The organism is Mycobacterium leprae TN, assembly GCF_000195855.1.
Classification (GTDB): Bacteria; Actinomycetota; Actinomycetes; order Mycobacteriales; family Mycobacteriaceae; genus Mycobacterium; species Mycobacterium leprae.
The window spans coordinates 930219-942509 of sequence record NC_002677.1 but is presented as its reverse complement, the minus strand read 5'-3'; the positions used below and the strand labels follow the sequence as shown (position 1 = coordinate 942509).

Annotated in this window: 10 protein-coding genes and 2 pseudogenes; 5 read left to right on the top strand and 7 right to left on the bottom strand. The window is 56.9% G+C overall.

What is annotated here, in order from left to right:
• Positions 1–67: 67 nt before the first annotated feature.
• The 3 genes from ML_RS13930 to ML_RS03985 form a co-directional block, all read right to left on the bottom strand.
• Positions 68–244 carry a response regulator gene (locus ML_RS13930; protein ID WP_010907933.1) on the bottom strand — a complete coding sequence of 59 codons (177 nt, stop codon included), beginning with the start codon at positions 242–244 and terminating at the stop codon, positions 68–70.
• A gap of 842 nt (positions 245–1086) precedes the next feature.
• Positions 1087–1473 carry a hypothetical protein gene (locus ML_RS17845; RefSeq protein WP_049769705.1) on the bottom strand — a complete coding sequence of 129 codons (387 nt, stop codon included), beginning with the start codon at positions 1471–1473 and terminating at the stop codon, positions 1087–1089.
• A gap of 1231 nt (positions 1474–2704) precedes the next feature.
• Positions 2705–2884: a hypothetical protein gene (locus ML_RS03985; protein WP_145985175.1), complete on the bottom strand. Its 180-nt coding sequence runs from the start codon at positions 2882–2884 to the stop codon at positions 2705–2707.
• A gap of 203 nt (positions 2885–3087) precedes the next feature.
• Here ML_RS03985 and ML_RS03980 point away from each other — a divergent pair, with 203 nt between their 5' ends.
• A complete protein-coding gene (locus tag ML_RS03980; protein ID WP_049769704.1) occupies positions 3088–3291 on the top strand; it encodes a hypothetical protein in 204 nt (67 codons plus the stop codon).
• A gap of 1613 nt (positions 3292–4904) precedes the next feature.
• Here the strand turns inward: ML_RS03980 and ML_RS03975 are convergent.
• On the bottom strand, positions 4905–5654 hold the full coding sequence (locus ML_RS03975) for an SOS response-associated peptidase (RefSeq protein WP_197492469.1): 750 nt from the start codon (positions 5652–5654) through the stop codon (positions 4905–4907).
• 61 nt (positions 5655–5715) lie between these two features.
• Between ML_RS03975 and aroA the strand changes: the two genes are divergently transcribed.
• The 4 genes from aroA (at position 5716) to ML_RS15345 (ending at position 9138) form a co-directional block, all read left to right on the top strand.
• Entirely contained in the window at positions 5716–7002 is a 1287-nt protein-coding gene (aroA, locus tag ML_RS03970; protein ID WP_162618315.1) for a 3-phosphoshikimate 1-carboxyvinyltransferase, read from the top strand.
• Entirely contained in the window at positions 6999–7982 is a 984-nt protein-coding gene (rsgA, locus tag ML_RS03965) for a ribosome small subunit-dependent GTPase A (RefSeq protein ID WP_010907930.1), read from the top strand. Before aroA ends, rsgA begins: the two co-directional genes overlap by 4 nt.
• Before the next feature lie 601 nt (positions 7983–8583).
• Positions 8584–8820 carry a hypothetical protein gene (locus tag ML_RS15350; RefSeq protein WP_049769703.1) on the top strand — a complete coding sequence of 79 codons (237 nt, stop codon included), beginning with the start codon at positions 8584–8586 and terminating at the stop codon, positions 8818–8820.
• 156 nt (positions 8821–8976) lie between these two features.
• Positions 8977–9138, top strand: coding sequence for a hypothetical protein (locus tag ML_RS15345; protein ID WP_231846723.1), 162 nt, complete (start codon positions 8977–8979; stop codon positions 9136–9138).
• Between the two features lie 61 nt (positions 9139–9199).
• On the opposite strand, the pseudogene ML_RS03955 reads toward ML_RS15345, so the two are convergent.
• The 3 genes and pseudogenes from ML_RS03955 to ML_RS03945 form a co-directional block, all read right to left on the bottom strand.
• Positions 9200–10459 (bottom strand): annotated as a pseudogene (locus ML_RS03955) (fatty acid desaturase family protein).
• A 108-nt stretch (positions 10460–10567) separates the two neighbouring features.
• A pseudogene (locus tag ML_RS14245) lies at positions 10568–11665 on the bottom strand (flavin reductase family protein); the annotation flags it as partial.
• A gap of 211 nt (positions 11666–11876) precedes the next feature.
• Complete coding sequence (locus ML_RS03945; RefSeq protein WP_414085520.1) at positions 11877–12158, bottom strand: DUF6912 family protein; 282 nt, start codon at positions 12156–12158, stop codon at positions 11877–11879.
• Positions 12159–12291: the final 133 nt, after the last annotated feature.

Sequence of the window (12291 nt, the reverse complement as noted above, 5' to 3'; positions counted from 1 at the left end):
CAGCCATACTACCTGAGCGGATAAACGATTACGTGTAATCTCATGAGTAATTTCAAGGCCAGCTAGCTCAGGCTCTTGTAGTCGAAAAGGCGACCACTGGCTGCAGTTCCCGGATGGCGGGCAGCACCATGCGGCCGTCGGAAACCTCCACTCGTCCGCTAGACGTTAGGGTGCGCACCACACCTGGGCGGGTAACCGGGTAATCGTCGGCTAAGACGCTGATCTGGTCAGTGCGGTAGGTCATGGGCTGCTCCAAATGCTCTCTGCCAAGTTGGCTGAATCCGATCCACAAGAAAGATGGGTGCCCAGTTGTTGTTGCTTCTCACCAACCATCGCGGCAATTTGTCACCATAGACCGAGTTATCGCTAATCGCCCGGAATCACTCAGCTCCGAAGTCGGGTTGGTCGCTAAATAAATGCCGATAGCTAGTGCCGCACGGTACCTATCGTGCTCTGCTTGCCGGAGTCGAAGAGTTCACTGTCCTCATCTAAACTGAGGACAACATTTCTTCCATAAATTCGGTACTTATCCGCCGTGACTGCGGCCGCCGCCAGCCGATATTGGTCAAAGAGCCGAACACCGGCTCAAAATTTCCCAATCCACCCACGAAGAGATCAAATGTGAGCGACACCGCCTAGTCGAAAAGTAGTGGCAAGCAGAGGCATAACGTATTGTGGCGCGCACGGTACCGGCTATCAGCCGCGGCGTCGATGGTGGCGCTGGCCATAGCGGCTGGGGCCTCCAACATCACTGCCCCTATCAGTCGCCTAGGTCGATTCCTGCACCAGCGTCAGTGGCCGCCACGTCGACAGTTGGTGAGTACGCAGACGTCGCTAGCTCCGTCGCACAATACGCAGACTCATCGGACAACTCTTCTATCCGTCGCCCGCGGAATCCGCCCCAACACTATCCCGCGGGCAGCCTCTATGAAGGAACCAACGTAAGTCGGCATGTCAGCGTCAGCGGTTGCATCGACACAGACTAGTTGGCCCTGCTTAGTAACTCCGGTCAACTGAATGGAATTGATGAGGAACACCTGACCGCGGAGCTTGCACGAAGGGAATGATTATGATGTGGACTGCCACTCATGGCACCGACGACGTCACCGCTAAAACAGTAAGCCCACCAACTAGCCGTGACAGCGCGATGACGCCAAGGACCCTAACAGCCAGTATCCGTCGATCCCGAGGCTGCGCCCGCCGGCGGGCGCGCCAAACGTACTGATCATGTTGCTTGACGATGTCGTCTTCAGCTACCCTTGTCATACATCCACTGATGAGCGCGTAGTAACCAACTTTCCCAGGCTCACCCGCTTCCACACCGCTACACTGTTTTCGCTCACTCTCCAGGAGCTGCTGACCAACCGTAACCAACACTCGGTCAACGCCAATGACGTCACCGAACTTGCCACCTCGGCAACCGAATACATCAGCGTGCAGCCTAGAGACAAGGCACCTATTGCGGACGATCATCGGCTGAATGGGTATTCAACGCCCAGGTCGGGAAGTACCACGAGGTGACCGTTTGGGAAGTTTCCGCGGTTGGGCCGTTCCATTATTGGCGAACAGATCCCGAATTTGCAGAATTTTTACAGCTTCATCGTATCTTACAGCTTTGTCGGGGCCTAGGCGAATCGTATTATTCAGGGCGCTAAGAGGGAACCACCCCCAATCGACCCCCAGACACCCGAGGCAACCCACACATTCACCGAAGATCTTGCCGGTCGTACCATGAGCTGTGTACGCCGGCAGCAGGAACGCATCTCGGACACGTCGTTCTTCATCTACTTCGCACCGAGCGCCACGCACGCGCCACACCATGTGCCCACATATTGGTTGGACAAGTACCAGGGCAAATTCCATGAATGGCTGGTATCTGTTGCATGAGCACACCTTCCAGAGGAAAAGGAGTTGGGTGTTATCCCCGCGGATGCGGAATTGACTAGGTGCCAAAGGAGATTCCGTCCTGAGACGACATGCCCGCCGAGCAGAAACCGGTACTGGCCCGGCAAATGGAGATCTAAGCCGGCTTCCTGGAACAAACTGACTACGAGGTAGGTCGTGTGGTCGATGCGATCGAAGAACTGACGTTCCTGACAAGACCTTGATCATCATCGGCCACAACGGCGCCTCGACCGAAGGTACTCTAGTCAGCTGCTTCAGCGAAGCAGAACCACACTAGACGGGCTAGGTGGCATGGAAAGCGCCGATTTCTGTGGAGCAAGATCGACACCTGCGGAACGCCAAGCACCTATAACCACTATCCCATGTACTGGGCACAAGCGTTATACACTCCGTATCAGTGGGCCAAGCAGATCGCTTCGCATTGGGGCGGCACCTGCAACGGGACAGTTGTGCACTGAACCACCGGGATTACCGATAAGGGCCAATGCGGCCGAGAATCACGATTGCAATATCAATATTTCGAATTCCTGCGCAACCGAGGAATCTACTACCGAGGCGGGATAGCGGAGACTAAGCACTGCACACCGTGGCTGCTACGTTCCGGCATTCGACGACGATGCGTGGGAGCTCTACGGAACTGACGACTGGACCCAAATCTATGGTATCACCAAAGAAAATCTAGAGAAGTTCGACGCAGCTGCAAAGGCGATAGCTCATCGAGGCAGTGCATTAAGTACACCATAATGTCGCTCGATGGCCGTTCTCTCCAACGGTTCAATTCCGACATCGCCGGACTCCTCTAGCTGATCCGTGGCAATCGCCAACTGATGTTTCCGGGGATGCGGATCAGCGAAAACTCCATGTTGGTGCTCAAGAACAATCGTACACGGTAACCGTCGATATCACCGTGCCCGAAGCCGGCACCAACAGGGTGATCATCACCCAGAGTGGCCTCGTGGTGAGCGGGCATTGTATGCACACGAAAGCAGGCTAAGGTACTGTTATAACTTCTATAATTTCCTGAACATCAATCATTACATGGTGGATATTGACAAACCGATCGCTGCGGATAAGAACCAGGTACGTACGGAATTCCACTACGGCGGTGACGGATTCGCGAAAAAATCGGTGAAGTAACGCTATGTTACGCCTGAGTGCCAGTGGGCAAAGAACCGGGTGAACATGACCCAGTCCATGGCCTACTCAGCAAACGAAACATGCAACGTTGGCCACGACACCGGCTCGCCATGCTCGCCGGACCACGGGCCAAACGACAACGAGTTCACCAGCGAAATCGATTGTTTCCTAATGGAAATTGGTAACGACAACCAGGACCAGTTGATCAATCAGCAACATCAGCTACAGGTCACGCTGGCCAAGCAATAGGTTCCTAACGCCGGCTAATTCGTCCTCGCTCCACTACGAAGCAATGCTTAATCCGTCCTGCCAAATCTGGGCCGTTATGTGCATTTTGCTTACCTACCTGGACTCGTGGCGCCGCTCTTAGCCTTAGTGCAGGTTAACCTGGAAAGATGTCAACTTAAGCGGCGTTGCCGGTAAATAATTTGTTCCACTGTCGTTCTAGTAGTATATTACAGTAGCGTTTTTTAGAGACCCTCCGGAAGTTTAACAGTATGAATTCAAGCTGGTGTCGTCGATCGCGAGGCCATCACGACGACCTTTGGCGCCCTCTCGACGCCGCAATCGATGATGTGGTCATACTGAACGTCAAAGCATTGACCACCCGTAAGTGGTTGGTGTTGTTGGAGCGCTGTGAGCGGGTGTGTCGTCGGTTTCCTGCGATGGAGCATCCTCGGATCAATTCCCTTGCTCGACAATCCATTCCAGAAGCGCTAAACTGGGCGAGAAGCTCTAACACATGATCGCCGAATGGACTCTGATCAGCCGTATCGAGGCGTCCCGCCGTATCCGGGAAACCGCCGACCTGGGACCGCGGCGGAGGTTGACCGGAGGTGAAAAATTAAAGTCGCGCTGTTGGCGGCTACAGCTGCCAACAGCGCGAAAGTAAACTCGACACTAGTTATGTTTTATGTTATAGTGCGGTAAGTAAGAGATTATACTACAAATTGCCCAGCTAGATCGATCGGACCACTCGAAAGCAAAACAAAACCAATCTGGCTAAGCACGACAGCCAACACCGGCCCGAACAACTCGCTGGGCGAGCTGACATAATCGCCTATTGCGTCAACCCTGAAAGACGGAGACTACGATGAAAACCACGCAGTGTAGACACTTAACACTAACAACCAGCAAACCGAGAACATATTAAAGCGGCACGGCTAGCGCGCCCTCTGAAGCCCACGACACCATGAAATGCAGTGTGGGCCAAACTAGCCGCGCTAGATCATGTGCAACCCCCAACAACAACGACCAACCTTCTAAACAAGCCATCAACTAAGCTACCCGAGTGCCCGCCCAACGCAACCACGACAGACTCACCGCGTTGTGTTCCCTGTGCTAAATTCGGGAAAATATTCCCGCACAACAAATTACCAGACTTCATCATCTTCACCAGGACATTAATTAAAATAAAGACCACCACCGAAAAGGAACTCACCAGCGGTGGCAATACTGCTAATTAGCAACGTAATCCACCTGGCACGGCATACCCACCATTATCTCGCAATTTTTGATAAAGGCTAAAGCCATAGCACTCGACCACACCAAACGACTCGCCTCCCCTACACAGGGAATCACTATTCACACGGCAAAGACTGCAACCGCACAGGGTCACACCCTACACCCAATACCACATAACCGATATAAACCAGCTAAACTTCGTCTACCTGTAGCCATCACCCACTAGCCAAGAAAAACTAGACCATCCGCAAACACAAAGACGAGACCATCGAGTGGATTCCACCACCCCACTTCGACCACGCCCAAAAATGAATCAACACACATCCCACCACCCGAAGATGTTACCAAGCAAGGAAGACGACGGCGAAGACGCCAACTCAGGAGCGACATGACCACTGCTACAGCAGCGTTATTTGTCCCGGCTGTAGCAGGACCGGCTCGAGCAGCTCGGGCCCGTTGTTACGTACACTATTGACCAACGTTGACACCGGGCGCACGTCGATGTCGTGCACATCCGGCGATCGCGCCAGCAACTGGGGATCCAGCGGAATGTAAGGGTTGAGCCAGACATCCCAGTCATATTCGGCAAGGATGAGCGGCATCCGATCGTGTATCTCGGCCAGCTCCCCCACCGCGTCGGTGGTGATGATAGTGCAGCTCAACAACATAGCGGAAGAATTGGCCGGTTGCCATACTGACCACAGCCCAGCCATGAACAGCGTGGCACCGTCATCGCGGTTAATGAAAAACGGTGTCGTGGAAGCCTTTTTTCCTAGAGCCGAATCGACGTTGACCTGCCATTCGTACCAACCATCCATCGGCACCAGGCAACGCTTACTCTTGGCCGAATTCCGGAAAACCGGCGATGTCGCAACCTTGTCGGCACGAACGTTGATCAACAGCGGACCTTTAATGTCCGGGCCACCGTCAGAACTTGCTTTGATCCACGGCGGAATCAATCCCCACCGCATAAGTCGCACCCGACGGGTCGGCTCGTAATCAGACTCGCTATGGCGAGACACCACTGTGGCGATGGGTACCGTGGGAGCCACGTTGTAGTTGGGAGCGTCCACAGTTGCTTCGTCAACCGCCTTGATTTTCTCAGCTAATAGAGCCGTACTGGTAATGACCGCAAACCGTCCGCACACGCCTGCCATGATGCCCGATACCCATAACGCCCGCCAACACGGCAGGATGTAGCAGGTGAGCATCGAGTCCTGGACGGCCCCCGTCGCGTCGACACCGGTGCAGGCGAACGTGACAATTCCGGGCTCTAAATCGCAAACCAACCGAGCACTGATGCTGGCAGCGCTAGCGGCAGCACAAGGCCAAGGCACCTCGACCATCGGCGGTGCACTGCGCAGCAGGGATACCGAACTAATGATTTCAGCGTTACGGACACTGGGCCTACACGTCGACGAGGCCGGCTCTGTCTTAACGGTCAACGGCCGAATTACCCCCGGCGAAGACGCTCAAGTGGACTGCGGTCTGGCCGGCACAGTATTGCGTTTTGTCCCACCGCTGGCGGCGCTGAGCGCCAACCCGGTCACCTTCGACGGCGACGAACAAGCCCGGGCCCGGCCGATCACACCGCTGCTGGATGCGCTGCGTGGTCTGGGCGTCCCCGTCGATGGCGTCGGTTTGCCTTTCCAGGTGCAAGGCAGCGGGTCAGTCGCCGGTGGCACCGTGGCCATTGACGCGTCGGCGTCCTCACAGTTCGTCTCCGGCCTGTTGTTGTGCGCAGCGTCGTTCACCCAAGGAGTGACCGTGCAGCACACCGGTTCGCCGGTACCGTCAGCTCCGCATATAGCGATGACGGTTATGATGCTGCGGCAAGCCGGTGTCCAGGTCGATGACTCGGTTGGTAACCGTTGGCAGGTGCGACCCGGTACAGTTGCGGCCCGGCACTGGGTCGTCGAGCCCGATCTCACGAACGCTGTTGCGTTCCTGGCGGCAGCAGCGGTCAGCGGCGGTACCGTGCGCATCACGGGCTGGCCAAAAACCAGTGTACAGCCCGCAGACAATATTCTGAACATCTTGTTCCGACTGAATGTCGTTGTTAATCAAACTGATTCATTCCTCGAAGTACAAGGATCGACGGTGTACGATGGCTTCGACGTCGACCTTCGCGACGTCGGTGAGCTCACGCCGTCGGTAGCAGCGCTAGCGGCACTGGCAACCCCAGGATCGGTGTCGCAACTACACGGCATCGCCCATCTGCGCGGCCACGAAACCGACCGACTCGCCGCACTGAGCACCGAAATCAACCGTCTGGGCGGCGACTGTCAGGAAACGTCCGACGGTTTGATTATCACCGCGACACCGCTGCGGCCCGGCGTCTGGCGAGCGTATGCTGATCACAGGATGGCAATGGCCGGCGCGATCGTCGGGTTGCGGGTCTCCGGAGTCGAAGTCGACGACATCGGTGCTACCCACAAGACGCTACCCCAGTTCCCACAACTGTGGGCGAACATGCTCAAGAGGTCGACCGGTTGAAGCCCGACAACTACTACGACGAATCCGATGTCAAGATTCGCTCCGGCCGAGGCTCACGACCGCGGACCAAAACCCGTCCCGAACACGCTGACGCCAAGGCTGCTATGGTGGTCAGTGTTGATCGCGGCCGCTGGGGCTGTGCACTAGACAACTGTCCCGATCGACGGATCACAGCTATGCGGGCACGCGAGCTGGGCCACACCCCGATCGTCGTCGGCGACAACGTCGAGGTGGTTGGCGATCTGTCCGGCCGACCCGATACCCTAGCCCGCATCGTTCGGCGCTTACAGCGCCGAACGGTGTTGCGGCGCACCGCCGATGACACCGACACAAGCGAACGAGTGGTGGTCGCCAATGCCGATCAACTGCTGATCGTGGTGGCGTTGGCGGACCCACCGCCACGCACCGGCCTGGTCGACCGAGCACTGATCGCCGCCTACGCTGGCGGGCTGGCACCGATCCTGTGCCTGACCAAGACCGACCTCGCACCCCTGGAACCATTCGCTAAACAGTTTGTCGATCTGGACTTGACGGTGGTCACCGCAGGTGTTGGCGATCCCCTGCTCGCCGTAGCGGACTTGCTGGCCGGCAAGATCACCGTGCTACTTGGACATTCCGGAGTCGGCAAGTCAACCCTGGTGAATCGTCTTGTGCCCGAAGCGAACCGGTCGGTAGGCGAAGTCACCGACACCGGCCGTGGACGGCACACCTCAACTCAGTCGGTCGCACTGCCACTGGAAGGTTCTGGCTGGGTGATTGACACCCCGGGAATCCGTTCGTTCGGGCTGGCCCACATCCGACCCGACGACGTGGTGCTGGCCTTCTCGGACCTAACCGAAGCAACCGAGGACTGCCCACGCGGCTGCAGGCACATAGGGCCGCCGGCAGACCCCGAATGCACGCTGGACAACATATCCGGACCCGCAGTCCGTCGCGTGGCCGCCACCAGACGGCTGCTGGCGGTGCTCAGGGAGACCTAACCGACCTCCCCGCGAGGAACGAGTGTCTGAACGCCGACACGCCACGTTAATCTTAATAGAATACACCCGCACGCTCGCAGCCCATTGAGAGGCTCAACGCGACCTAGCCAGCCACACATGCCGAGCCCGTCGAACAGCACCAGGGATCCTTACAGAAAGGTAATCCAAATTATCTCTGTGCCTTGGATTGCTCTATAATTCCCTATCCCAAGCGCCAGAGTTGCCCGACAGTGTGGCAGCAACCAGCAAGCCATCAGCTTCGCCACCCAGAGCGTGCCCACCGACGCCTACGACCCCGTCATCGCCAGCGGTATAGAATTGATATCCCGCGTGCTGCTAGGCAGCTCGGTGCTGCCAGGCAACAATCCGTTTGGCGCGGACATAACGGGACTTTACCAAATACGGCCTCTTTGACGACGATCTAAGCCCAATCACCGAGTTAGAATCCGACGCTAGCATTCGACCTGCAACGACCGTAGAGACGCTGGCCCATTGCAGCCATCGTTCTCTAACGAAGCGAGGAAAGAGTGCTTACCGTAGATCAATCGGCTGATTACCACGGGTAACTCGTCGCCACTCTACGGATGGCAGAGCCGCGGTCTTGATCACCAGCAGCAAGATTGCCAACACACTGGGCCTGCGCCCGCTAGCCTGGATCCAGGCTATAACCGTGATCGAGTCGGCTCCGCTCTACATGCCGACTGGCATCATCACCGCCACCGGCAAGGTGTTGCATAGCACCCGCTGGTTGGCACTGGCCGACATCGACCGGCTCAAGGCTAACGAGGCGTTTGCACCGATCGTGCTGCCTGAACGCAGAACAACGGAGCGGGCCTGACCAGGATCAAAGCAACGGCGCCACCACTGCGATCGGGTACCCGCTAGAAGCTAGTGGCGCCGCATCATTATCACGCTGGTTAACACTCTGCAGCAACGCTATCCTCGGTACAAAGTATATACCTTTGCGTATATACTTTGTACCGAGGCTAACGGCATGACCAACGCCACAATCATCGAGCTGCTGTCCTGGGGACCGCGCAGAGCACACAGAACTACGGCGAACTGGTCGCCGCCTCAAGTCGGGCCATGCGAATTCATGCTGTTCGGCCAGATCGACCACGACGCCTGGATCTCGACAGCCGGCATCGACAATTGATCAGCGCCGCAACAGAACTCGACACGAAGTTGGCAGAGCTGGCCGCCAAGACGACCGGCAACTAGGCCGCCAGATCGTCATCAGCACTAAACGCGGCAGCTAAGGCCCGCCTGTTATGCCGCCAACTCCGCACCGTGACGACCGCGACCTTCAACCCACGTCGGCCCAACCGGGTTGCCGTCCAGCGTACATCCGCTCACTGCGAATCTTCGGCACGTTGTCGGCGTTATCAACCAAGTACTTGTTCGGCAGCTCCAGCATGGCCAGACTGCACCAGATCTTGTCGTACTGCACCAAAAACGACCTGTGGCGTACAGCAGATCATACGTGTCGCTAATTTCACGCACCCGCACCGAGATCTCGGCCAGCCGGTTGCTCAGCAGATCAGGATAACAAATGATGCGCGATCTGATGGTACAGGTTGCCACTCATGAACCACATCGCGGTCCCGGCGTTGAAATTGGCACTAACGAGCATCTGCCGCAGCGCAGGTACCACCGGTCCTTACTCTCGCTGATCATGTCGGTTTTGGTAACTTTCTCGGTGCCATCCGAGAAATGCCCGCAGAAGCCGACGGCGTTAAACCGCACGTTGCGGATCACGGTGGACCGGTACATGTCGCGCCGGGCGACAGCATAGTCAGCGCTGGGAAAGCAACGTAATCCTTGAACACTAGGCAACCGGCCTTTAGCCAAAAATTCAACCGATCCGTTGCCAAGCCTCCTGATGATCCAGCCGCCTCTTTACGATCTCGCCGATTCCACATGCTGCAAGGCGACACCCCGATTCGAAGCCGAACGGGAGCAAGGTGTTGAAAATAAGGTAAGGATGTTGAAGCTCTTCCAACACTGGTCTCAGGTGACCCGCAACATGCCCGTAACAGACGTTGTCGTCCATACCGAGGATGTTAGTGTACTTGTGGTACACGAAATTTGTTAATGAATTACCAATACTTTAACCCACCTCATCATGTCTCACTCCCACGAAAATAAATCTCAGGGTAGTTCATCCAAATCCCACATAACCGTGCATGACATTGTGGCCAATCTCCATGTTCTCGATGATCTTGGCCACACCCAGCGTCACCGCACCTACCCACCACGCCAAACACCGACCGTGAACTGGCGGCCAGTAGTACCCCGCCAGCCATCTCCAGCACCCGCCCCCCTGCGCCGCAATGGAGCGGCGAATGCAGCGGGCGTCCCGCTGCTCATCACGCGAGTCTCCAACGTCGCTGCGGATGACATCTAACTCAACGGCCAAGTTTTCAATACCAGCGTCCGTCTAAATGCGCGAATGCGCCGACGTCTGTGATCGCCATCGTCGTCATCTCACTGCAGTTCAGTGGGCAGGCCTAAACTTAATTATTTATTCCAGACTTACGGTAGCGTAATACGCTATTAGACTGGTTGCCCTTCAGTAGCCTGTAGACGTCGAGCACACAGTCGCCAGATGCGACCGACACCCACGTCTGAATCGAGGTTCTCTGTTCGTGTTCTTGTACCCGTTTTCAGGTCACAGACGTGGACTGGGACCAATCCCGACCACACACAACTGACAGATGTCCATCCTGCAGCAGAATGGCATCTTAACACCAACGGCCTTCGCCCGTATCCATCAACGACGTTCCGGCATCAACCGCCACGCTGAGTCGACTATGAGCAAATTGACTACACCGCCGGCTCCGGCGGGCGCGGCCTTTGACACCGCGAACCGCTCCAAGTGCAGCCGGTCGCTGATATCGTCCGCCGACCAGACTGTCCCTGCCTATTTAAGCAAACCTTCTGTCCTGTATACCCAAGTATAGCATTCACACCAATCCGGGCACACCTCTTCGCCGAGCCGGGCGAAGTCGAGTCGACCTTCGGTGCGGATGTGTCGCACGCGCAGCCGATAAACAGTTGTGGCCGGATGCCGGCCTAGGCCAACTCTCCGCTGAACATTACGTCGGATCCGGTGGGTACCGAATGCAGATACGTGATGTCCGTAATTTGGTTGCAGCACGCCAACGTGCGCAGCATCACAATATCACCGGGGCGATGCCGGATCCGGCGGTGAAGAACAGAATCGACGACAGCGCCGAGTCAGGTAATACGAAATTGACCTGGGGCGCGACCAACCGGACCATGGTTCCCGACTCGACACCGGCTACCAGGTAGGTAATCCGACATCGCTTTCACGGTGATAGTCACCATCCGCCCCAACCTGGCCCCAGACACCGCAGCCAAGCTAGACGTCAGCGAATACAACTGCCAGCGCCCATCCACTACACAACCCGACCGATGTACTAGCCGGACTGATAGCTGAAGCCCAGCTCGGCTTAATGACCAGGGTTCGCCGAGCCTTCTGTCTTCCGACGGACCATCAACACGCGACCCCGCAGCTCGCGCGGACCACAGCGGATTTGCCAGGTGCAATGTAGTCGTCGGGCAATAGCGGGGTGGTAACGCACGCGGCTATCTTGCACAGCGCATGCCAACTGGCTCCGACCACGGCGGAGACGCTTAGTGTCTCCGATATTGGCCATGACCGTTGTGATTAATTTCACTCACAGGAAATTCTTGCTCACGATCAGGCTTCTGGCTTGGCTTCCACCCACGCCTGGTCCGGTTCCACACCCACCAGATCTATGGGACCGTAAAGTACGCGATCATACCTAGGCCCCACGGTCCGGACTCCGTCACACCTTGAGGGTTTAGAGCAGGAATAGCAGCTCCTGTTTGACGTATCAAGCCAGATCATGGTCCTGCACATCGCCGAACAATTAGGTCGGCGCCATCGAGATCTGAACGGCGTGACATCGTCGGCCCCGACGACCAGCACGGCGCGCCGCAGCGGCAAGGCGGACTCGCCCGCCGATGTGGTCTCTGCGTCGGGGGGGTAGCGGCAGCCAACAGGTGCAGTAATGCTAGCGCCGCCTCGCGCAACGCCACCTCCAGCAAGTCATCGTCCTCCCCCTCGGCGTAAACCTCACGCCACATCGAGGTCACCGCGAATGCGGTTCCTTTGAACAGCCACAACGAACCGTCAGCGACAAACTGCTACAACATAGCCACGAGTAGCCAGGATATAGACCTGCAAAACAGCGCCAGTCACTCAACACTCAAGCAACGACCGCTTAGTCGGTGCTCTCGATCAGCTGTTCCAACAGTT